Below are 24,257 nucleotides of genomic sequence, written 5' to 3' on the forward strand. Positions count from 1 at the left end.
CCTTAAATATTAGTGTCCGCCCGCACCAGCTGATGCAGATGCGATTACTTTTCCAAGGATTGCCCACATTGACTTACCATTAAATAGATAAAGCCATACAGCACAACCAATTAAGTTAAATAGTGCAATTGGAGTTAAATATTTCCAACAAAGTACCATTAGAGAATCAACTCTCATTCTTGGTAGTGTCCATCTAATCCAGATTACAACGTAATAAAGTAGTAAAGTCTTAGTTACAAAAGAACCAAGTTGTAAGAAGTTTCCAACTTGCTTTCCAATCATAGGATGTGCGGCTGGAACTAGTTTGTTTACGAATTCACCTGTCCCAAGTCCAAATGGTACTTGATAACCACCAAGGAAAAGAGCAGCAACAACACCGCAAACAACAAATACTTCAATATATTCTGCAAGTGCGAAGAATGCGAACTTCATACCTGTGAATTCTGTATGGTAACCAGAAACAAGTTCTGACTCAGCTTCCGGAAGGTCAAATGGCGCCCTGTTTGTCTCAGCTAAAACACCAATGAAAAGAATAAAGAAACCGATAAAAGTAAATGGATTGTGTAGAACAAACCACTGATGAGGTAGACCACCTTGAGCTTCCGTTATTCCCTTAAATGAAAGAGAACCTGTCATTACAACAATTGCAAGAAGCGAAAGTGTTACTGGAACTTCATAAGAAATAATTTGTGAAGCACCTCTCATACCACCAAGCATTGACCACTTTGAGTTTGAAGCGTAACCACCAAGGAAGATAGCAACACCAACAAGTGAACTAACACCTACTAAGTAGAAAACACCAACGTTTAAATGTGTAAGAGTAAAGCCACTTGAAAATGGTACAACTGCTAGTGACATGAATACACCAACAAGTGCCATCATCGGTGCCAGATTAAACATAAATTTATCTGCATCACGTGGTACAACATCTTCTTTTAAAAGCATCTTCACACCATCAGCTAAAAACTGAAGGATACCAAAAGGACCAACTCTGTTTGGACCTTGTCTCATTTGTAGATCGGCAGAGATCTTTCTTTCAGCATAAGTCCCAAGACCACCTACTGCAGAAAGTGCACCAACAATCACAAGTGAAAAAACTAAGAAGATTAAAAAAGTTACAACTCCAGTTGCATCAAAACCTAATAGCTTTGATAAACCATCAACGGCCATAGAAAAGCCAGGAGCTTGTGATAAATACGATACTATCGTTTCATTCATTATTTATCCTTCCCATCTATATTTGCTTCATAAGACTTAACCCAATCAAGGTCACCCTTTTTCCAGCAATAAACTAAACCTAAACTTAGAATAATGATGAACATTAGTAGTGATCCAAGAACTGCACCACCTTGTCCAATGTCGACGAAGTTTTTATAAACTGTTGCCACCGGAAACATCAAAGCGCCCTCTACGTCAAAGATAAGAAAGACTAAGGCAATAACGTAGAAACGAACATTAAAGTTTGACCACGCTGCGCCTGTTGGCTCCTCACCACATTCATAAGGTGTTTGCTTAAGTTCCGTTGGATTATTTGGTCTTACTAAACGACCAACAAGCAATGTACCAACAAAAGCCACTACTGCCACGACTGCTAAAATTAACACCGGCATATAGACGTCAAAGTTCTGCGACATCGATAATTCTCCATGTATAAGTAAAGTAAGTTTCCAAATATTACACGATTACTAGCACTTTGGAAATAAATTGGCCCTTCTTTTTTTGAGTAATATCTTCTATTTAGTAACGCATGGGCCAATGCATAAATTCTTTTTCATGACATGAAATTATGTTAAAAAACGACATGGATTTATTTACACCACTGCGCACAAAGCTATTATCTTGGTTAGACACTAAGCAACATGACCTCACTATTGATGGTATAAACAGGGAGTACTGGGCGTTCTTCAAGTTTTTACTTAATCAAAATAAGAGCTATGATCATCCACCAAATTTATTGATTTTCGAAAATCAAGATGAAGCTGAACAGTATTATGAATTAGTAAAATCTAGTTTTTTAAAAATAAATCTTGTTTTTTATCCTGGGCTTGACGCATCACCATATTCTGGAATGTATTCATCAGAAAGTGCACAACTTGCCCGACACTCAGCATTAAAAAAAATAATATCAAGAAAAAATAGTGACCTAACAGTCATTACATCAATAGAAGCATTATCTTTAAAAGTACCTCCAAAAGAATTTTTTAATGAAACAACTTTTAAAATTGAAGAATCAGATATTATCTCTCCAGATGAATTAGCTGGAAAATTAGTATCGCTTGGCTACACTTCTTCATTCACTGTTGAAGAGCAAGGTACATTTTCTAAGAAAGGTGAAATCTTTGATATCTATCCAGTAGGAATGCACCCGATACGTATTCACTACTTTGATGAAATGATTGAGGAAATTTTTGAAATCGATAAAGAGACTTTAAAAACAATTAAAGACAAAAAAGTTCAAAGCTTAACGATTACTCCAGGCCCTTCAATTTTTTGTGAATCTCATTATTCAAATAATCTTCGCGATAATCTACCAAGACCAAGGGCCAACCAAAGAGAACTTCTTGAAGCTAGAAATGAATTATTTTCAAAACTTTCAAACGGAATGCTCTTTGAAAATCACCCAGTCTACACACCATTATTTTTTAAACCAAATGAAACAGAATCATTACTCGATTATATTGATGAAAACTGGTTAACTATCGTTTTTGATCGAGATAATACAGAAGATAATCTCACAAATTATTATGATGAATTATCAACAGATTTTGAAGAAACTGAAGAACTACTTCCTTCACCAGAATATTTCTATGACTTATCAACTATCGATCGTTTACGTAAAGAGAATGTTCTTAATTTAAATCATCTAAATATTAATGCTCAAATTGATCATGATACTAATGTAGTGGATCTAGGTCTTGCACCTTTTAAGTCTTATATCTCTAAGTTTGATATTAATTATCATTCAAAAAAAGAGTTCTTATCTGGATTATTTGATCATTTAAAAAACGACTTTAAATATTCAGGTAAAATTATTTTTACTATTCAAAATGATAATTCAAAAAATGAGATCAAACATTTAATTGAAATGTTTGAATTGTCTGGTGAAATACAAAGTAGAATTGATTTTATTAATTTTAAACTGACTGAGGGATTCTATTACCCTAGCGATAAATTACTAGTTATCTCAGACAGTGATCTCTTTGCTATTCGTCGAGATAAAGCAAAAGTTTCTAAGATTAAAGATATTGATCTCTTTGCTGAACAATTAGCATCACTAAAAGAAGGCGACTATGTCATCCACTCTAAACATGGTATTGGAAAATACTTAGGTCTTGAGGCCATGGATATTGGCGGTTCAAAATCCGACTACCTTGTCATTCTATATAAAGGTAACGATAAAGTTTTTGTTCCTATCTATAAAATGAACCTTATCCAAAAGCACGCTGGTGGTGAGGTCAAGGTCAATGTCGATAGTTTAAGGACAAATAAATTCTCTGCGCTTAAAGCACGTGCTAAAGACTCTGTAAAAAAACTAGCTTTTGATCTTTTAAAGTTACAAGCTGAAAGGGCGTCAACACAAGCCTTTTCATTTTCACCACCTGACCATGATTATAAAGAGTTTGAGTTATCATTTCCATTTAATGAAACTCCTGATCAGAAAAATGCTATTGATTCAGTAATTGATAAAATGCAGGCAAAGTCTGCAATGGATTTTCTTGTTTGTGGAGATGTTGGATTTGGAAAGACGGAAGTTGCTATGCGTGCAGCTTTTAAAGCAGTACTTGATGGAAAACAAGTTGCAATACTAGTTCCAACAACAGTTCTAGCTCTTCAGCATTATAATTCATTTGTTAAAAGATTTGAGAAGTTCCCTGTTCGTATCGATTACTTATCACGTTTTAAAACTGGTAAAGATGAAAAAGAAACAAAAGAAAAACTTGAAAAGGGTGAAATTGATATTATCGTTGGAACACATAAGCTCCTCGGTAAAACGATCAAATTTAAAGACCTAGGACTTGTTGTTGTTGATGAAGAGCAACGCTTTGGGGTTGCCCATAAGAATAAATTAAAACTTTTAAAATCATCAGTTGATTTCTTAACTCTAACTGCAACACCAATTCCTAGAACACTACAACTTTCATTCTTAGGTTTAAAAGATCTTGCTTTAATTAAGACCGCCCCACCAAGAAGGCAGTCGATTAAAACTTATCTTATAAAAGAAGACGATCACACTATACAGTCGGCAATTAATCGAGAACTTAAACGAGGTGGACAAGTTTTTATTGTTCACAATCGAGTTCAAGATATTGAAAACTATACTGCATATATTAGAGAGCTAGTACCGGATGCCAAAATCGTTTACGCTCATGGACAGCTACCGGAAAAAGAGCTTGAATCACGCATCTCTGCTTTTTATAACGGTGCTTACCAGATCCTAATTTCCACAACTATCATCGAATCTGGAATTGATATTCCAAATGCAAATACTATGATTGTGGATCGTGCCGATCGATATGGCCTTGCTCAATTACACCAATTACGTGGACGCATTGGACGCTCTGATAAAAAAGCTTATTGTTACTTTGTTGTTCCAAATAATCGCAATATTACAGAGGTTGCGGCCAAACGATTAAAAGCTCTACAAACTTATGCAGACATGGGAAGTGGTTTTCAAATTGCAAATTGTGATCTTGAGATTCGCGGGGCCGGAGATATACTTGGTGCTCACCAATCAGGGCATATCGAAGCAATTGGTCTCGAACTTTATATGGAACTTTTAACTGAGGCCATTCAAGAATTGCGAGGAGAAAAGAAAATCATCAAAAAGGATATTGAAATCAATACTCCTTTTGCGGCATTCATTCCAGCTCACTTTATCAGTGAGTCGAGTGAGAGACTTAAATATTACAAGCAACTATCAAACTCCACATCAATTGATGAAATCACAGCTCTAAAAGAAACAATCTTTGATATCTACGGGCCAGGTCCTGAAGAATTTAATCAATTGATAGCAATTCTTGAAGCACGTTCATATCTAATGCCATGTGGAATAAAATCTGCTCAACTTATGGATAATTCAATCATTTTTCAATTTGATCGCGACATGGTTGAGGCCAATGAAGAGCTTAGAAATAATATTTTGAACAACTTTCTTGGTATGCCACGTAAATATCGTTTCACTCCAGACTTTAAGTTGATTTTTACCAATAAAACGACGATATCTCCGAGCTCTTTAGTCGAGTTCTGTCAGGAAATTGCGGAAAAAATAGTTCCATCTTAGTGAAATTTATAAGTTTTTAATAAATTTGGTACAATTAAGATAAAGAAGGAACTAAATTTCAATAATTTGAAAAGGATATCAATATGTTCGGTAAAATCATTCTTGGTTTACTAATCACTTTAGGAGCTCAAGCTGCCCCTAAAAAGATCGTTGCAGAAGTTAATGGCGAAAAGATAACAAAAGAAGAGCTTGATCAAGCGTATCTTCTTAATAAATATGTTGTCTCTGAAGACCCAGTAACAATGAAGCGTGTACTAACTGATCTTATCAATAAGAAACTAGGTTTAGAAAAAGCAAGAAAAGCAAAGCTTCAAAATGATCCAGACGTTAAAAGAAAAATGAATGAAGTTTTATTTAACGCACAAGTTTCTAAAGATCTTGAAGATGAATTTAAGAAAATTAAAGTGACAGATAAGGATGTTAAAAAATTCTATGAAGAATATCCTGAATATCGTACTGCTCATATTCTTCTAAGAGTTCGCGTTGCCCCATCTCAAAATGAGATTGAAGCAGCACAAAAGAAAATTTTTGAAATTCATTCAGAAGTTACAAAAGAGCCAACTAAATTTGCTGAATTAGCTAATAAGTATTCTCAAGCGCCAAATGCTCATACAGGTGGTGACCTTGGGTACCAACCAGCATTCTTTATGGCACCTGAATACTTTGCAGCAATAAAAGGTCAAAAAGATGGATACATTACACGCCCTGTTAGAACTCAACTTGGTTACCATGTTGTAAAGGTTCTAGGAGTTAAGAAATTTGATGAGATCAATATGGGTGTTTATAAAAAGTTTGTTTACGATAGAAAGAGAGATAAAATCATTGCTAATTATTTCGAGAACTTACGTAAAAAAGCAAAAATTAAAATTTTAGACGAAAAACTAAAGTAAATAGCGCAAATAATTTGCACAAGCCTCATGGGCACGATAAATTATTGTTCTAGTAAATAATGATACTAAGAACGATAAATAGAGGTGTTCATGAGGCTTTTTTTATTACTGGCCCTTACTTTTTCAACATTAAATATCAATGCAAAACTTCTTGATAAAATAGCGGCCGTTGTTGATGATCATATCATTACAAAATCAATGATCGATCGTGTTAAAAAATCACTCCCTATTCGTCAAAACATTTCTCCTTTTATCTACAAACAAGAAAATTTCACAGATAAAGAAATTGCTGAGTTATTTATAAGAAAATTTATCATCCGCTCTACACTTGCTGAGCAAGGATATGTAATTTCAGACGCTACAGTTGAGAAAGAAATTAAAAGAAAAGAACAACGCCTTGGCCTTAGTCGTGCAGATCTAATTGCATTCTTAAAAAAGAATAATACAAATTTTGACGAATTCTTTGAACTTAACAAAGAAGCAATTGAATTTAATCATTTTAATTCAGTTGTTATTATTCCTCTCATCTCTGTAAGTGAACAAGAGATAAAGAATGAATTCTTTAAGCAAAATGTAAATAATAAGACTGTTTCATATCGTTATACACTTGTGGACTTCTCAATTGATCCTTCAATTGTACCAAAGAGTAAGTATGCGCATTTTAGAAAGTCGATGCAATCATTCCAAAAAGGTGGACCACTTCCAAATGAGTATGGTTCGATCGAAACATCAACTCTTGGAGACATTACAGCTGATGGCCTAACAGATAAGCTACAACGTCTTTTAAATAAAACACAAGAAGGTGAATTCACTCAACCAATTGAGATGATGGGTGCCACACATATTTTCTACGTAAAAACACGTGATGTTGTTGAATCATCACTTTATCAACAATCAAAACCACAAATCCGTGCCAAAATCTATGAGAGAAAGGCAAAGGAAGTTACAAAAATGTGGTTTGAAAGAGAAAAGTCGAATCACTACGTTAAAACATACTAATGATCTATGTAACAGCTGGACATGAGAAGGGAATTGGCCTTGAGGTTTTCTTAAAAGCCTACTCTCTTCTATCATCGGCACAACAAGAACAATTTCATCTCTTTGTTGGTGAAGAATTTACAAAAGAGCTTCCTTCATCTCTTAGCTATACAGCTGTGAAGGCTCCCTATTCTCACAATGCTTTAGAGCTTGCATGTAATAAATGTGGGCCAAACGATATATTAGTTACAATGCCAACCACAAAGGATGAATTATTCTTTGATGGTAAAAATGTATCAGGCCATACAGAGTACTTTAGAAAGAGATATGACAACGAGAATATCGTTATGTTCTTTAAATCATATGAGGCAAACGTCTTACTTATTACAGATCATATACCTCTTAAAGAAGTTCCTACCAAAATAAATTCTGATCTTATTCACAAAAAAATCAATATCTGCGTTGATAACTACACAAAATACTTCGGCAATTTAAATGAAATTATCATAAGTGGTATCAACCCACATGCCGGTGAAGGTGGTATACTCGGTGATGAGGAAAAAGAAGTCACAAATGCCATCAAAGGCTTAACAGTTAAACAGAAAGTCAGTGGTCCACTACCTGCTGATGGACTTTTTATTAATGACTGCTTTGCTCATGATAAATTATTTGTGTATATGTATCACGACCAAGGACTTGCACCATTTAAAACAATGTTCAAATCAAAAGGTGCAAATATCACACTAGGCTTACCATTTCTAAGACTTAGTGTTGACCATGGCACGGCCTTCGATCTTTATGGAAAAGATTGTGCTAACTATATGGGCTGTTACTACGTATTAAAACTTGCCCTAAAGGTATAGAAAATGAAAGATGAAATTAAAATTGTAAAAGCACGTGTTCATAATTTGAAAGACGTAACGATTGATATTCCAAAGAACAAATTAACAGTCATCACTGGGCCATCTGGATCTGGTAAAAGCTCACTTGCTTTTGACACTGTCTATGCTGAAGGACAACGTCGATATATCGAATCTCTCTCATCTTATGCAAGGCAATTCTTAGGTCAGCAACAAGCTCCAGATGTAGAGTCAATAACAGGGCTATCTCCAGCAATTGCAATTGATCAAAAAACAACTAATAAGAATCCGCGCTCAACTGTTGGAACAATAACTGAAGTCTATGACTATATGAGAGTTCTCTATGCAAGAGTTGGAGATCTCTACGACCCAAATAATGGAGAAAAAGTTATAAGCTATACTCCAGGTCAAATCACTCGAGATTTAATGGAGTTACCTGAAAAAACCAAACTTCATATTACGGTAGAAATAACTGATGAAACAAAGAAAGAATTAGAGCAACAAATGGCCAAATATCTTTCGATGGGATTTTCACGATTTATAGTAAATGATGAAATCATGCTACTTGATAGTAGCGAAATAAAGTCACTCAAAGCCACCGATGAAATTCTTGTTGTAATTGATCGAATCCTTGTTAAGCCGGACATCGAAAAGCGTCTAACAGACTCTGTTGAACTTGGCCTAAAATTAGGGATGGGGATCATCCACGTTATGATTGATGATGAATTTCACACATACTCAGAAATCAATATGTCTCATGTTACAGGTGAAGTCTTTCCTGATTTAGAACCAAGACTCTTCTCATTTAATTCACCTGTTGGAGCATGCCCAAAGTGTAATGGACTAGGAGAATCAAAAGAATTTGTCTTAAGTGAGTTAATCTTTGATGACTCCTTACCTGTTCTAAAAGGAGCAATTCCCCTACTGACTAAGAAGAATAACTTTCTCTATAAAATGGTCGAGTGCATGCTAAAAGAAGAAGGCTTCGATATTAAACAGCCTCTTTCAAAAATGCCAAAGAAGATATTTAAGATTTTATCAGAGGGAACAGATAAGGTTTATACTTATAAATTTAAGTCAGAGAATTCAAACTTTGAATTTTCAAAGCCATTTCCTGGACTAATAAATTGGCTCAATAAGAAATACAAAGAATCCACATCTGAAAGAGTACGCGTTGAGCTCGAAAAGAGCATGAAAGTTCAAAAATGTTCAGAGTGTGAAGGAAAGCGTCTTAATACAATAGCCCTTAGTACGAAAATAGCTGAAAAAAATATTATAGAATTATGTGATATTCCCCTCAGTGAAACATACGACTTCTTTAAAGAACTTAAGCTTGAAGGAATCAAAGAAAAGATTGGGGCAAAGTTATTAACTGAAATCACTTCTCGACTAAAGTTCTTAAATGACGTTGGACTTGATTATCTAACCCTTAATCGTTCAGCTAGAACCCTAAGCGGTGGGGAATCACAACGTATTCGTCTTGCCACACAAATTGGTTCGGCACTATCAGGTGTTCTCTATGTTCTCGACGAGCCAAGTATCGGACTCCATCAAAGAGATAACGTTCGTTTAATACAGACCTTAAAAGAATTAAGAGATCTCGGAAATACAGTACTTGTTGTAGAACACGATGAAGACACAATGAAGGCAAGTGATTATATAATTGATATGGGTCCAGGTGCCGGTTTACACGGTGGAGAAGTTGTTGCCCATGCCACATCAAAAGCATTTCTAAAGAAGAAATCACTTACTGCTGATTATTTAAATCACAAGCAAACGATACCGATCCCACAAGAAAGAAGAAAATTAACAAAACATATTAAATTGAAAGGTGCTCAACATAATAATCTTAAAAAGATTGATGTAAACTTCCCACTAGGAGGGCTAGTTTGTGTAAGCGGTGTTTCAGGCTCAGGTAAATCAACTCTAATTCACGAAGTTTTAATACCAGCAGTAAAAAGCCACCTATCAAGAGCAAATCGTTCAATCTATGAAAAGGCAAATTACAAATCAATCACAGGCCTAGATGAAATTAAAACTGTTATTGAATTAGATCAATCTCCGATTGGAAGAACACCACATTCTAACCCAGCAACTTACTCTGGACTATTTGATGATGTAAGAAAGTTATTTGCGGCAACTAATGAGTCGCAAATTAGAGGATATAAACCGGGGCGATTTAGCTTTAATGTTAAAGGTGGACGCTGTGAAGAATGTGAAGGTAATGGTGTGCAAAAAATTGAAATGCACTTCCTGCCAGATGTCTATGTAACATGTAATGAATGTAATGGACGACGTTATAATAACGAAACACTTTCGGTTTTATATAAAGGTAAATCAGTAGCTGACATCTTAGAAATGACAATTGAAGAAGGATATGAGTTTTTTAAAAACCATAGACGATTGGGACGTATCCTAAAAACAATGAATGATGTAGGCCTTGGTTATATGACTCTTGGACAGCCTGCAACTACCCTTTCTGGTGGTGAGGCCCAAAGACTAAAGCTTGCAAGAGAATTAGCAAAGTCTACAAAAGGTCATACATTATATGTATTAGATGAACCAACCACAGGACTGCATTTCGAAGATATTAATGTTCTTTTAAAGGCCATTAACAATCTAGTTGATAGTAATAACTCCGTTATTATTATTGAACACAATCTTGACGTACTTAAGGTTGCAGATGAACTTATAGACCTTGGCCCAGAAGGTGGCCACAGAGGTGGATCAATTGTCGCCACAGGAACACCAGAGGAAGTTGCAAAGTGTAAGGAGTCACATACCGGAAGCTTTCTTAAGGGGATCTTAAAATGATTGATGAATTCTATAATCTTAAAGATAAGAATTTAATTAAAGATAACTACTGTATTGCTGAAACTGAAAAAGTCGTATGCAAAGCACTAAGATCAAAACACCAAGTTGAAAAAATTCTTGCAACTCAAGAATTTTATGAACGTAATAAAGAGCTTATTGATGATAAGTGCGATCAAGTCTTTATAAAAACAAAAGAAGAACTTCAAAATATAACGGGTATTAAATTACATCATGGGATTCTTGCAAAGGTTAGAACAAGTGGACTTCTAAATATAAAAGAGCTTGGTGATCGTATCATTATATTTAACGGTGTTACATCACCAGAAAATGTCGGCACAATGACTCGTGCAGCGATGGCCTTTGGCTTTGATAGTATTATTTATGATGCTAAAAGCGCATCGCCTTATTTAAGACGTTGCATAAGAGTATCAATGGGTAATGCTTTTGAAGCGCGTGTTGCGAAATCACTTAACCTTGTTAACGATATCTCACTGCTTCAAGAACTAGGGTATACAGTTATTGCCACGGCGAATGAAGAAGGTGCAATTTCAATTCAAGATTTTAAATATCCGCAAAAAACATGTCTAATTATTGGTAATGAGGGAAATGGAATGGATCGTGAAGTTATTGATGCTTGCGATAAAAAACTTTTTATTCCTATCACAAACTATGTTGCACATTTAAATGCAGCAAGTGCTGCATCAATTTTTCTTTATCATTCTATCTTTTAATTCAGGATTTATTAACCTGACAAGAATCATGTTTAACTATAATTTAGACCTCGAAGCTCTAACCACACACCGATAGAGTTTTTAATCATTTTTCGTTTTTCCATAAAAAAGGCCACTATTATTAGTGGCCTTATTTTTTATCTGAATGTAATTTTTCTTATTCAATTGAACCAAGTAAAGTGGCCATCTCAATTGCTGACATCGCTGCTTCCCAACCCTTATTACCGGCCTTCGTTCCTGCTCTTTCAATTGCTTGCTCAATTGTATCGACAGTAAGAACACCAAAAGTTACTGGTACATTAGTATCAAGTGAAACTTTTGAGATACCTTTTGCAACTTCATTTGAAACAAAATCAAAGTGTGGAGTTGATCCTCGAATAACAGCACCAAGAGTAATAACAGCGTCATACTTTTTAGAAGCCGCTAACTTTTGTGCTACAAGTGGGATTTCAAATGCGCCTGGAACCCAAGCAATATCCATATCTTCAACGTCTCCGTCGTGTCTTTTAATACAATCAATTGCACCACCTAATAACTTACTTGTAATTAGCTCGTTAAAACGGCCAGCAACAATAGCAAATTTTTTCCCTGATGCATTTAAGTTACCTTCTAAATTTCTAGGCATGTGTTTCTCCTAAATCTGTGACACCTTTTGAAGGCGCCTCATGTTCACGTCTATATTTTATTAAGTCTTTAATTGTTATAAATTTTAAATCGTGCTCTTTAGCAATTTTGGCCAATTCTGGTGCCATGGCCATCGTTCCATCTGCACTCATGATTTCACATATAACTCCTGCAGGATAACAACCAGCAAGTCGCGCTAAATCCACAGCTGCTTCTGTGTGGCCATCTCTTTCAAGCACTCCACCATCTTTTGCAATTAATGGAAATATATGTCCCGGCTTCATAAAGTCTGAAGCTTTTGTATTCTTATTTGTTAAAAGATTTGTTGTTAAAGCACGATCCTGACAAGAAATACCCGTACCACCATTTGCTGCATCAATTGAAACAGTAAATGCTGTATGATGAACAGAATCATTTTGCGCAACCATAAGTGGTAGCTCTAATTCCTGTGCACGAGATTTTGTAATCGGTGTACATATTAAACCGCGTCCAATTGTTGCCATGAAGTTAATTGCTTCTGGCGTAATACGGTCTGCCGCCATGATGAAGTCTCCTTCATTCTCACGGTTTTCATCATCGATAACAATAACCATCTTACCGAGACGAATATCTTCAATGGCTTCTTCAATAGTATCAAATTCAATCATTTAAAAAGGACTCCAAATTATGTGTGCTTGCATCATTACTACGTCTAGCACCATTAAAAAGCAAGTTTTCAATATATTTTCCAAGGATATCAACTTCAATATTTACAAGACTTTGCACTCTACGATTTCGTAAGACAGTGTTCTGCCAAGTATGTGGAATAATTGAAAGTTGGAATGAACAATCGGCTTTAAAAACGTCCGCAACAGTTAGAGAGATTCCATCAATCGTAATAGATCCTTCTTTCACAATATATTTCATTTGCTTCGGACTTACTTTAATAGTCACTAAATAATTATTCCCACGACTTTGAATTTGGATAATTTGCCCAACGTCGTTAACATGGCCTTGTACAATGTGACCACCCAAGCGATCACTAGCACGAAGTGCTAATTCAAGATTAACTTCATCACCAGTACGAAGGCTTCCTAAAGTGGTCTTTTCCAGACTCGTATGAACTGTTTGAACGACAAATGTTGAATCCGTTAGCTTCACAGCTGTTTGGCATGCTCCATTGATAGATACTGAATCATCAATAGCAATCTCTGGAAGAAGTTCTTTTGAACTTACTTCAATAAGCTTGCCTTCCGCATTTGAGCGAACACTTACGACTTTTCCTATTTCTTTTACTAGTCCTGTAAACACTATGACCTCGGGTCGATCTCAAACATTGCTTGAGAACCAATATTTTTAACTGCAACATTATTAAAGTTTAAAGCGTCGGCCATTGAATCTAATTTTTCATCATAATAACCGATTCCATCTCCAAGAATTTTTGGAGCAACAAAGATTGTCATCTTATCTGCAAGCTTTTTCTTTAAGATTGAGGAAGCAAGCATCCCTCCACCTTCGACTAAAATTGAATGAACACCAATTGCTTTTAACTGAGCAAAGGCATCTTCAATGACAACTTCATTCTCATCACTTTTAGCAAAGACTATTCTAATCTTTTTATCAGTAAAGAATTTAACTACATCATCCGCCGCACCTTGGTAATCGGCTCCCGTAGTTATAATTATTGTCTTATGTGTATATTCGTCATTAAAGATCTTCGATAATGGATCCATTTTAGAAATTGAGCCCATCACAATTCGAAAAGGGGTTTTACCGCTTTCATCTAGGCCAAAACGAATATTTAAACTCGGGTCATCATTATTTAGAGTTTTTCGGCCAACCATGACTGCATCATATTTCTTACGATAAGCGTGAACCATCTTGCGTGCATTTTCATCTGTTATCCACTTCGAATCACCAGTAATTGTTGATAACTTTCCATCTAATGTTTGAGCAAGTTTAAGGTGAATATAAGGTAGCCTTTTAGTCATAGACTTAAAGAATACTTCATTAAGTTCACCGGCCTCTTTTTCAAGTACTCCAACTTTACACTCAATACCTGCTGACTCGAGAATCTTAATTCCATTTCCTGCGACTTCAGGATTAGGATCAAGGCAGGCCACAACGACTCTTGAAAAGCCGTGTTTTAAAATTGCGTTAGTGCAAGGAGGTGTTCTTTTCTTTGTATGACAACATGGCTCTAAGGTAACATAGATCGTTGCTCCTTTTAGCTCTGCCTTATGATAGTCGCGGACATCTGAGATTGCTTCTGGCTCAGCATGAGGTAGGCCTGCTTTTTTATGCCAACCCTTACCTAAGATAATTCCATCTTTTACAATAATTGCTCCAACCATAGGGTTTGGTGACGTTTGCCCCTCACCTTTCTTGGCCAAATCAAGTGCCATACGCATATATGCAATATCTCGAGAATCCTGCTTTTCCATGTTCCTGATTTACCATACTTGGCCATAGGGTTCCAGCAGACTTTTTCGCATCCCTGACATCGCGGACTTTTTACATTTTACAGTTAATAATCATGAACGCCACCAAGCTAAGTGCCCAAAAACACATTAAGTAATCACTCTTTTTACACCCTATAAATAAATTTCACTAAAGCCCATAAGCGTTCATTTTTTCGATAAATTACCAATATGAATAAGTTAATTGCACCAATCATTCTCATTCTAGCTTTTACAGTAACGTCATGTTCTGATGACGCGAAAAAAGCGATCAATAATATAGCTTCTCAAAGTGAGGAGACACTAGGTGGAATCTCGCACGACAGAACAATTCTCAATCCAAAATTAGGAAACTTCTGCGATGGCCACGAGTGCCCAGAGGGTATCGTTGCTGTTAAAACAGAAAAGAAGAAACTTACTTGTTCGGGAATCGTAAAATCTCAAAGCGAAGTTTTGATTTCAGAAAATTGTGCCACAGAAAATGAGGCATTCAATATTCAAACAACAGACGGCAAACTAATCAAGGTCACATCTGTCGAAGATGAGCTCTCAAATGAATTCGGAGACAAGATCTTAAAACTTAACCTCGAAAAAGAAATACCTAATACAGCAAATATTGAACTTCCAGAAATTGATAATAACGAAGTACAACTTAACTATTTCAATGAACTAGGCGAGCTTCAATCTCAAGATTGTGAACTTACATACGCATCCCTTGCCTATGCCAACTCATTTGATAACGAATCACAACTTCTTAACATCAAAAATTGCGAAGGCGTCCGCGACGGTGCCCTAATCTCACAGAATGGAAAGGTGATTGGTTTCCTTACAAAGAAACATAACGAAATTGAGTTGTACGAAGGGATTTCTCTAAATGGAGAAGAGATTGAATCAACAATACCTTTGAAAATAGACTCGTTAAGCTTAAATTATGATAGCGACGACATTCTAATATTAGGTTTATATGCTTCTGTAATGCCAATTTTGGAAGGTGAATACAGTAATCAAGAGATCATATTTGATAAACATAATTTTATTTTTGATATAAGAACAGTTTGCCTTAATAGTAAATTAAAAGAAGCTTATGAAGATGAAACCATAAAAATCAAGTTTAATAATAAATTATATGAGTTTAATGGTTTTACACAATTAGAAGTCCTTAAAAACATATCATATATACCTATGGAATTAGGGATGATAGTCGACTTTGGTCAAACAACTGCAAACTTCAATAAAGCTCACAAACATATTGTATACAGAGGTAGTTTATCCGAGCTAGTAAAACCTCGAAATATCTCAAATAACTACAAGGGTGATAAAACTCATTATTTGATTACACCAGTGAATGATAATAGATACTCAACTACAAATATAGAAACATGTTACTAAAGAGCCCCAAAGGGCTCTTTTAATTAATAATCGAAGTCATCAATAATATAATTTTCAAACTTCACTTTGTTTAAAATTCTTCTTTTAATTAAACTTTTCGACATATTGCTTCTAACCTTTTTCATTCTAGTTGATACGCCTTCAACCTCAAATTGCTTGTCCTTAAACTTATCAACCAAATCAATATTAGCTACACTTAAAATACGCGACTTAGTTTTTAATATCCATCTATCTGTTAAGGAGTCATAATCAAAGTCCCCTAAGGTACGAAGAGTATTTGTGCCACCTTCAGTAGAGAGCCTTTCCGAAATAGAATCTAGATTTATTATGTTTTGTGTAAGCCTTAACGTGTTTGTTCCACCTTCAGTTGCTGCACTAACATTGATATATATACATATTAATATAATTATTTTTTTCATATAAACCTCTATTAATTGAGTTTCTTAAATAAATTATTCATATAACAGATATCGTTCCCACGATTGTCTGGGTTTTTGAGAATTTTCTTCATTTTGTAAGTATATTCAGAAACTATCTCATTGATTTCCTGTTTAACTTTTTCCAAGTCAACTGATTCATAAATAAAATCATAAACACAAGAATCAATATTGTTATTTACTCGATGTTCATTATATAAATCATCGTGAATTATAGAAGCTACTTTCAGACCAATATCAGTACTCATCTTAAAATTCATTTCTTCTTTATAATAAAACCTTCCATTCTTGTTTATTAAAACCCCTTTAGCAGCCAAGTTCATAAATACCTTATGCCCTTTACGACCATACTCTTGTAGTATGTCTGATTCACTTAAGCCATTGTAAGTTGTTGCAAACATCATCATCTTGCATGTTGACCTGTCTTCGAAATACTTCTCAAAATTATTATCTAATTTTTCAAGCTCATTATTCTCATGAAAATGCCCATAAAGACTTTCATGCACCTCAGGGAAGTACTCGCGTACGAATTCCGCTGTGTCCTTTTTACTGGCAAGGCCATTGAGGACTGTTACACAAATGTCGAGTCCTGGATTTTTAACGTCACCCATTTCAAGGCGGTGGAATGTCGAAGGTGGAAGTCCCAATCTTCGAGCGATTTGATTACTACTTAAGCGGGAATGCTCTTTCTTGTATTTTCTGATCTTATCCCGCAAAACCTCGTTAACCGAAGGTCTTTCTAAAAAAACCTTGTCCATTTTGCTTCTCCCTCATTTTCGCTTTTTGATTGATCACTGTTCATACATTGCCAATAAATTTTTTTCATTATTAATGTAAAAAGTATCAATAAGCGTTCTTGTTAAGTATTTGATAGAGCATAAATAAACTTTAGATAGTGAAAAATCTGATTTTTTTCACTAATGAAATGAAATATTCCAGATTGGAATGGAGTAATTTATAAGCACTAGTAAATACGTGAGAGCAACTATAAAATAAATACAATATATTTTATAAATATCTGTAATTACATCAAGGTATAACTTTAAAATGCTTATAGTTTCACTACTTATATTCATAGCCTACTATTTCATAGCTATTAAAAAGAAGCAGTCTTATTTCTACACAGTACCAATTATATTAATATTTACATTTCTCTTTGCTGGCTACATCGTTGCTGACAGCCTAACTGGAGATGGAATTAATGAAGCTGTAAAATTTCAACTTATGACAAGTTGGACTGGAACGGGATATGGCGAATTTATTCCGCAACTTGCAGGTGCACTTTTTTGTATTCTTATTACTGCACTCCTCATTCTCTTCAGCATAAAAAAATCGAGGAATAATAATGTACCATTTGCAACCCTACTTGGAATACTAGCAATTACAAGTAACCCAGCGACACAAGATCTTTATGAATGGATAAGGCCATATACACATTTCGATGAAATCAAAAATATAACTATTGAAGATATTCAAAATAAAAACCTTAAAATTATACCACCACAAAAGAAAAAGAGTTTTATCTATATTTACGCTGAGAGTTTTGAGAGAAGCTTCTTCGATGAAAGTATCTTTCCTAATCTTGTAACACAACTTAAAAAGAAGGATATTCCATATATCGACTTTACAAATATTCACCAAGTCTATGGCACTAATGCAACGATGACGGGAATGGTTGCGTCACAGTGTGGTGTTTTTCCAACGACAAATATTAAACAAGAATTCATGCCTGGTATAAATTGTATTAGTGATATTTTAAGTCAGCACGGATATATAATGGAGCTTATTCAAGGTGGAGACTTAAGCTTTGCAAGTACCGAAAAGTTTTATAATACTCATAAATTCTCGCGTCTTATTGGAAAAGAATATTTTGAAAAGAAATATCAAGGAATGAATAATTTTAGTCAGTGGGGAGCATATGATGAATACGTACTAGCTGAAGCAAAAGAGAGATTTAAAGAATTGGCCAGCCAAAGCAAGCCTTTTGGATTATTTATCACGACACTAGATTCTCACTATCCCCATGGACATAAATCAAATTACTGCAAACTAAAGTACGCTAATGGGAAAAACCCATACTTAAATGCCATAAAGTGTGCTGACTACAATCTTTCAAACATGATTACAGAGATCTTTAATGATCCAAAGATTAACGATACGATTATCATACTAGCTTCGGATCATCTCGCCTTAAAAAACGATGCCAGTAAATTACTTAATAAAACAAAGAGAAGAAATCTTTTACGTTTTTATAATGTCGGTAGATCACAAAGTATTGCAAAAGCCGGCTCTACTCTTGATAACGGAAGCACCCTTTTGCATCTACTTGGCTTCAATGTAAACTTGGGCCTTGGTACGAATTTACTAGGAAATGAAAAATCCTTAGTTGAAAGATTCAGTGGTAGAACAGATAACTTTCTAAGAAGTCTTACTCCAAAAATAGAAGAAGCATCATTCAGAAACAGTAAGTAGCTTTCTACTTAAAGACTTTTTCTCCATAAGATAATTCTCACTAAATATTATATAATCCATTTTATCCCAAAGACTTGTAACTAATTCATCTTGATCTTCTAAAGGATGCTCTTCTTTTGGGTCCGTTATTAAGTTATATAATAGTTTTCTGCCAGACTTCTTTTGCCAAACTAGTTTATAAGGCCATTTTACAGCACTTAAAATAATTCCATTATATGGCTGAACTAAAAGAGCTGTAGAACCTTTATTGTCTAACATCGAAGTTCCTGCTGAATTAATCTTAGTACTAACACCCATTAAATCCAAAACTGTTGGAAAGATATCAACAAGTGAATATGTCTTATCTTTGATAATTTTTGGCATGATTTCACCTTTCCATATTGCGAGGAAAGGAATCTTAAAGAACTCTTGAAAATATGAAGTCTGTGCATCGTAGAAACCATGTTCACCATTAGGATAACTATGATCAGCAGTAATAATGATCAATGAATTGTCATATAGTTCAGCATTCTTTAGCTCATCTACTAAAGTACCTAAATACTTATCAGTCACATTGAGTGAGTTTAAGAAGGCTTCTTCTTTACTATTTTGTTTTGGAAATAGTTCTCGTTGATCAACTGGTACATTGCCGAACTTCATATGATGAGAAACAGTGTGTATTGTAGCAAAAATCGGTTTCCCACTATTTTTATTAAATTTTTTTATATTTTTAACGAATTGCTTGTAAGAGAGATCATCTTGAGGACCCCAACCCCAAATATTTTCTCTTTTCTGCTTTTGACTAAACTTTTCAATATCCGTTTTCAGAACATGATCAAAACCTATATCAACCATAAAGTTATATGTATTATCAAAGTTTACGTTTTGATAACACTTATGAAAGTAAGATTCATATCCAAGCTTTGCTAACTCTTTTGGCATACAATTTAAAAGTTTTGCATTTAGTTCATACGATGCTTTTCCATGTATTAAAGGAATTTGTGAACAATAAGTCGCAAATTGCCCTTTTATTGTTTGAACAGAATTTCCATAAAAGTCCTCAATATAGAGTCCCTCACCAATCAGACTATTAAAAACTGGTGTAATTTCCTTACCCGTAACGGTTTTCTTATTTACGTAAAGTCCGTTGAAAGATTCTATTGAAATCAAGATAATATTCGGTTTTCTAATTTGATCAAACTGCGAGTCAATTATTTCTGTGACTTCATATTCACTCTTTGCCTTCATTGGTTTAAATGATTCAACAATTGATTTTACAGAATATGAAATTTCACCGAATGGATATGGAATACAGAAAATCAGAGCAAAATATGAAGCTAAATATAAAATTCCTTTAAACTGGCTCAAGCCTCTCTTTAAACTGAAAACCTTCCATTTAAATTGAAATAACAATAAAATTGGTATCAACGCTAGAGTCTCATAGAAATCTTTAAGCTTCATTGTATTTAAAATAACGTCACCGCTGGCAGCATTAAACGTCTCTCTAAAGTTGGAAACAAATACAACTAAATCAAAATTCGTCTTGACTCGATAATGATATTTTCCTGCGATATAATAAAGACAAATAAGAAATATACTAAGACCAACTCTCAAAAATACTGGTTTGATAAGCTTATTAATAGCTTCGCTATATAGAAAAATAAGTAAAAAGCCTACTGCCAAAACGAGATAATCTGTTACATGTAGACCATTATAGAGACGCCACTTTATAATTAGCCAAGCATTAAAATAAAAGTAAAGTAACCATAGGGCCCTAGTTGTAAAAAACATGATTTCATATCTTAACAAAATCTATGCAAAACAAAAAGAAAGTAATTATTTCAAGAACTTGTTCGAATGTATTCTAGAGAATACCAAAAATCTTTCGTAATCTTAAAGTAATTACATTAAAGAAAGCTTCGAAAATGATACCGCCTCCCATTTTTGACTCACCGTCCCTACGTTCGTAAAAGATAATAGGCACTTCTTTAACACTCAAACCCTTTGCCCACACTTTATAATTCAACTCTAATTGAAAAATATATCCATTTGAGATAATCCCATCTAAATCCAAGGATTCTAAAGCCTTACGAGTAAAGCACTTAAAGCCACCAGTCGTATCCTGAACAGGAATCCCCGTCATGAAACGCGTATATATAGATACACAGTAAGATAGTAGAAGTCTTCTAAATGGCCAATTGATAATTCGAATTCCATCAATATAGCGAGAACCAATAACAAGGTCATTTTCCTGTGCTGCTGCTAGAAGGTCTTTAACCGCATCTGGATCATGTGAAAAGTCACAGTCCATTTCAAAGACAAAGTCGTATTTATTTTCGAGGGCCCACTTAAATCCAGTGATATAGGCCGTACCCAGTCCAAGTTTTCCAGTACGCTCAATTATATGGAGATTTTCATTTGATTCCATCTTCTTTTTAACCACATCTGCAGTTCCATCAGGTGAACCATCTTCTATAATAAGCAGTGAGACCTCTGGATATTTTCCAAAGATCGTATCAATCATACGCTCTATATTATCAATTTCATTGTAAGTTGGAATTATGATCAATGATCTATTCCATGGAAGTTGGCCAGTGCTCACCTTTTTCATCTCCTATGACTGAAAGAACTATAAGAAAAGATCACTATCTTTTCAACACCTTTTACAACCTGTATAATCAAGCATTGCAGACTTCAGGAATTCATATGTTTTATTTTTTCAACATCTATTTAAGTATTGTTTTATTTCTTATTGCCCTAACGATTACGCTTCGTTCCAAAAACAATAATAAAATATTATCACAAATAACGGCCTCCCTCACTTTTATCTTTTTTACGATGAGTAATATCTTTATCGTAAGTAATTACTTTACTGGTGTAGGGCTAAATGATGTTGTCCTCTATCACTTAAGACTTGATACAGTAGAAGCAGGAGTTGGTGAGTACACAAATATTATTATTGCTAGTGCTGCAATGATCATCTTATCAATTTTCTTCACTTACAAAATAACAAAGAAGAAAGTTGCTAATCAATTTGCTCTTATCATTTTATTCTTGGCCATTTTCACTTCTCCACTAACTCATAATATCTATACCCTAGTAAAACCAAATGAATTTCATGACATAAAAGTAGAAATTAACAAGGCCGGAGATGAAATTGCGAAAATCAACGATAAGAAAAACCTCATCATTATCTACGCTGAAGGCTTTGAAAGAACTTATTTAAATGACGAAGTCTTCCCTGGAATGACACCAAATATGAGAGAATTGGAAAAACAATCTCTTTCATTTACTAATATGTATTCGAACTATGGGGCAACGTGGACCATTGCAGGTATGGTTGCTTCACAATGTGGTGTTCCTCTAGTTGCAGCCGGTGAGCAAAACTCAATGGAAGGCGTCTTTAACTTCTATGGTTCTGCGGTCTGTCTTCCAGATATTTTACATAGTAACGGATACATTGGTGCCCACCTTAAAGGTGCTTCAACTATTTTTTCTGGTACTAAAAATTATCTTAAAACGCATAAGTATGACATTGTAAAAGGAAAGGAAGAGCTTAAAAAGAAATATCCAACAGCTAGAACAAACTCATGGGGATTTTACGATAAGAATATCTTTGAAGAAGCTAAATCAATTGCAGATACATTTGCTAAAAAGGGAACACCATTCTATTTAACAATGAATACTTTGGACACTCATCATCCACGTGGCCACGTCTTCCCTTCTTGTAAAATTAATCATAAAGAAGGTGACAGTAGACTTGTAAAAGCATTTAAATGTTCAGACTACTATATTAAAGAGTTTGTCGATAAAATTAGAGCAAGTGAATATAGCAAAGATACAATTATTGTTGTGATGTCTGATCATCTCTCAATGAGAAACCTCCTGTCTGATAAGTTAAAAGGTTTAGAGCGTAAAAACTTATTTTTGATAAATTTTCATAATAATGAAAGGAAAGGTTTTGTTGAAAAGGCTGGAACTCATCTTGATATCGCAACAACATTGCTCTCACAGCTTAACACTGAATACAAGGTCGGTCTTGGGGTAGACTTAACCTCAAGTCCACAATCTCTTTATGAACAATATAAAGAAAAAACAGACTCCTATTTAATAGGTATGAACAAAGAATTTATAAAGCTATGGGCAATCAAAGGAATTAACAATGGGATAAAAGTCCAAGATGATTTTATCTATGTTGGTGATAGTAAGTTTAAAATGCCTATCATTTTGTATTACAGTGAGACAGGGGTAATAACTCCAGCCTATCATAGAAATGAAAAGAAGTACCCTTCTGAAATAAGCAAGAAGCCACTTGGGCAAGCATTCACATGGATCGACTATTGTGACTCCATTGAAGAAATTTTAAATTACAAAGTCCCAAGCAGTGAATATTGTACGGTTTCAGGAAAGCTTGGAAGTGAACTAAAAGTTGAAGCACTCACGAAAGACTTCCACTTAGAAAAAGAAGATATTCTAGAGATCACTAGAACAAAATATGACCCTAATAATTTTAAAAATTATAAAAAATTAATTTCATGGAACTTACATGGACCACTCAGAAGCTTAATTGAAAGCACAAAAGATGGTGATATTATCGAATACAAAAGAGTTCCGAACAATTTTGATAAGGCCTTTAATCGAATAAGTTTTAAAAGTGCAAATGGCCAAACTAACTTTTATCGCTATATTAGTAACGAAAGAATCAAGAATAGAGTCACTATAAAAAACAAAGAATATAAAGCAAAGCTTATAAAAAATGAAACTACCACTACCAAGAAAATTGTAAATTTCACACAAGAACTCATCTCCACTTTTACAGGTGAAGAATTTCAACCAACAGTATCAGGTGTCCTAAAGTTAGAATTAGTTAACTAATAGATCAATGCTTGGGGTGGAATTTAATTTCCATCTCAAGGCCACAAGCCTTTGCATACTTATTCAATGTTGAAAGTTTTAAATCGAGACGATTTTCAATTTTAGAGACATCAGGCTGATCTATACCTATTAAGTCTGTTTGCTTAAGCCCAAGTGATTTTCTTAAAGCTTTTAGATCGATGTCGTAGTAGTCATTCTTCTTGATGGCCGTCTTGGCATACTCTAAGAACTCTAAGTCTAAGTTATCATAACTCATTAAAGTTTCTCCCCGTTTCTTCCGTAAAACAGTTGTAATGAATTTAATTGTATCATCTTTTGAGTTTTTTGCGAGCATTCACTTGAATGCATACGTAAATGATCAAGTATTCATTTGATGGCATATTTTCTCTCCAGACAACCGTGATATGCCATCAAGTGAATATTCTTTATCTTTTTCCACACAATATTCACTCAAGTGCATAACCTACTAAAATTTACGCAAAATATGTA

General features: G+C 34.5%; 19 protein-coding genes and 1 pseudogene. 9 read left to right on the forward strand and 11 right to left on the reverse strand.

Annotated elements, in window-relative coordinates; genetic code table 11:
* Positions 1-9: 9 nt before the first annotated feature.
* Both nuoH and ACMAZI_RS00965 read right to left on the reverse strand, forming a co-directional pair.
* Positions 10-1,218 carry an NADH-quinone oxidoreductase subunit NuoH gene (gene nuoH / locus ACMAZI_RS00960; RefSeq protein ID WP_114706044.1) on the reverse strand — a complete coding sequence of 403 codons (1,209 nt, stop codon included), beginning with the start codon at positions 1,216-1,218 and terminating at the stop codon, positions 10-12.
* Positions 1,218-1,634 (reverse strand): NADH-quinone oxidoreductase subunit A, encoded by a 417-nt coding sequence (locus ACMAZI_RS00965; protein WP_114706043.1) that lies wholly within the window; start codon positions 1,632-1,634, stop codon positions 1,218-1,220. Before ACMAZI_RS00965 ends, nuoH begins: the two co-directional genes overlap by 1 nt.
* Positions 1,635-1,786: 152 nt before the next feature.
* Between ACMAZI_RS00965 and mfd the strand changes: the two genes are divergently transcribed.
* From mfd to ACMAZI_RS00995, 6 genes are all read left to right on the forward strand, one after another.
* Entirely contained in the window at positions 1,787-5,281 is a 3,495-nt protein-coding gene (mfd, locus tag ACMAZI_RS00970) for a transcription-repair coupling factor (RefSeq protein ID WP_120403973.1), read from the forward strand.
* Between the two features lie 83 nt (positions 5,282-5,364).
* Complete coding sequence (locus tag ACMAZI_RS00975) at positions 5,365-6,171, forward strand: peptidylprolyl isomerase (protein ID WP_120403972.1); 807 nt, start codon at positions 5,365-5,367, stop codon at positions 6,169-6,171.
* A 90-nt stretch (positions 6,172-6,261) separates the two neighbouring features.
* A complete protein-coding gene (locus ACMAZI_RS00980; protein WP_120403971.1) occupies positions 6,262-7,170 on the forward strand; it encodes a hypothetical protein in 909 nt (302 codons plus the stop codon).
* Positions 7,170-8,012, forward strand: a complete 843-nt coding sequence (locus tag ACMAZI_RS00985; protein WP_120403970.1) for a PdxA family protein — start codon at positions 7,170-7,172, stop codon at positions 8,010-8,012. Before ACMAZI_RS00980 ends, ACMAZI_RS00985 begins: the two co-directional genes overlap by 1 nt.
* Before the next feature lie 3 nt (positions 8,013-8,015).
* Complete coding sequence (gene uvrA / locus ACMAZI_RS00990; RefSeq protein ID WP_120403969.1) at positions 8,016-10,823, forward strand: excinuclease ABC subunit UvrA; 2,808 nt, start codon at positions 8,016-8,018, stop codon at positions 10,821-10,823.
* The gene (locus ACMAZI_RS00995; RefSeq protein ID WP_120403968.1) at positions 10,820-11,554 is read left to right on the forward strand and encodes a TrmH family RNA methyltransferase; all 735 of its coding nucleotides are present in this window, start codon (positions 10,820-10,822) and stop codon (positions 11,552-11,554) included. The genes uvrA and ACMAZI_RS00995 overlap by 4 nt, the downstream gene beginning before the upstream one ends.
* A 157-nt stretch (positions 11,555-11,711) precedes the next feature.
* On the opposite strand, the gene ribE is transcribed toward ACMAZI_RS00995, so the two are convergent.
* From ribE to ribD, 4 genes and pseudogenes are all read right to left on the reverse strand, one after another.
* Complete coding sequence (ribE, locus tag ACMAZI_RS01000; protein ID WP_114706036.1) at positions 11,712-12,179, reverse strand: 6,7-dimethyl-8-ribityllumazine synthase; 468 nt, start codon at positions 12,177-12,179, stop codon at positions 11,712-11,714.
* Between the two features lie 37 nt (positions 12,180-12,216).
* A pseudogene (ribB, locus tag ACMAZI_RS01005) lies at positions 12,217-12,825 on the reverse strand (3,4-dihydroxy-2-butanone-4-phosphate synthase); the annotation flags it as partial.
* Positions 12,818-13,468 carry a riboflavin synthase gene (locus tag ACMAZI_RS01010; protein WP_412473959.1) on the reverse strand — a complete coding sequence of 217 codons (651 nt, stop codon included), beginning with the start codon at positions 13,466-13,468 and terminating at the stop codon, positions 12,818-12,820. The gene ACMAZI_RS01010 and the pseudogene ribB, both read right to left, overlap by 8 nt.
* A complete protein-coding gene (gene ribD, locus ACMAZI_RS01015; RefSeq protein ID WP_412473958.1) occupies positions 13,468-14,601 on the reverse strand; it encodes a bifunctional diaminohydroxyphosphoribosylaminopyrimidine deaminase/5-amino-6-(5-phosphoribosylamino)uracil reductase RibD in 1,134 nt (377 codons plus the stop codon). The genes ACMAZI_RS01010 and ribD overlap by 1 nt, the downstream gene beginning before the upstream one ends.
* 207 nt (positions 14,602-14,808) lie before the next feature.
* On the opposite strand from ribD, the gene ACMAZI_RS01020 reads away from it, so the two are divergent.
* Positions 14,809-16,005, forward strand: coding sequence for a hypothetical protein (locus ACMAZI_RS01020; RefSeq protein WP_412473957.1), 1,197 nt, complete (start codon positions 14,809-14,811; stop codon positions 16,003-16,005).
* Between the two features lie 23 nt (positions 16,006-16,028).
* Here ACMAZI_RS01020 and ACMAZI_RS01025 read toward each other — a convergent pair whose 3' ends face one another.
* Both ACMAZI_RS01025 and ACMAZI_RS01030 read right to left on the reverse strand, forming a co-directional pair.
* Positions 16,029-16,424, reverse strand: a complete 396-nt coding sequence (locus ACMAZI_RS01025) for a hypothetical protein (protein ID WP_412473956.1) — start codon at positions 16,422-16,424, stop codon at positions 16,029-16,031.
* 11 nt (positions 16,425-16,435) lie between these two features.
* Positions 16,436-17,200 (reverse strand): hypothetical protein, encoded by a 765-nt coding sequence (locus tag ACMAZI_RS01030; protein WP_412473955.1) that lies wholly within the window; start codon positions 17,198-17,200, stop codon positions 16,436-16,438.
* A gap of 289 nt (positions 17,201-17,489) precedes the next feature.
* Between ACMAZI_RS01030 and ACMAZI_RS01035 the strand changes: the two genes are divergently transcribed.
* Positions 17,490-18,914 carry a sulfatase-like hydrolase/transferase gene (locus tag ACMAZI_RS01035; RefSeq protein ID WP_412473954.1) on the forward strand — a complete coding sequence of 475 codons (1,425 nt, stop codon included), beginning with the start codon at positions 17,490-17,492 and terminating at the stop codon, positions 18,912-18,914.
* Here the strand turns inward: ACMAZI_RS01035 and ACMAZI_RS01040 are convergent.
* On the reverse strand, positions 18,894-20,684 hold the full coding sequence (locus tag ACMAZI_RS01040; RefSeq protein WP_412473953.1) for an LTA synthase family protein: 1,791 nt from the start codon (positions 20,682-20,684) through the stop codon (positions 18,894-18,896). The genes ACMAZI_RS01035 and ACMAZI_RS01040 overlap by 21 nt on opposite strands.
* Before the next feature lie 73 nt (positions 20,685-20,757).
* Positions 20,758-21,495 (reverse strand): polyprenol monophosphomannose synthase, encoded by a 738-nt coding sequence (locus tag ACMAZI_RS01045; RefSeq protein ID WP_412475103.1) that lies wholly within the window; start codon positions 21,493-21,495, stop codon positions 20,758-20,760.
* A gap of 236 nt (positions 21,496-21,731) precedes the next feature.
* On the opposite strand from ACMAZI_RS01045, the gene ACMAZI_RS01050 reads away from it, so the two are divergent.
* Entirely contained in the window at positions 21,732-23,768 is a 2,037-nt protein-coding gene (locus ACMAZI_RS01050; RefSeq protein ID WP_412473951.1) for a sulfatase-like hydrolase/transferase, read from the forward strand.
* A 4-nt stretch (positions 23,769-23,772) separates the two neighbouring features.
* Here ACMAZI_RS01050 and ACMAZI_RS01055 read toward each other — a convergent pair whose 3' ends face one another.
* Entirely contained in the window at positions 23,773-24,024 is a 252-nt protein-coding gene (locus ACMAZI_RS01055) for a helix-turn-helix domain-containing protein (protein ID WP_199506612.1), read from the reverse strand.
* Positions 24,025-24,257: the final 233 nt, after the last annotated feature.

The organism is Halobacteriovorax sp. YZS-3-1 (assembly GCF_047084945.1).
In the GTDB taxonomy this organism is placed as follows: Bacteria; Bdellovibrionota; Bacteriovoracia; order Bacteriovoracales; family Bacteriovoracaceae; genus Halobacteriovorax_A; species Halobacteriovorax_A vibrionivorans.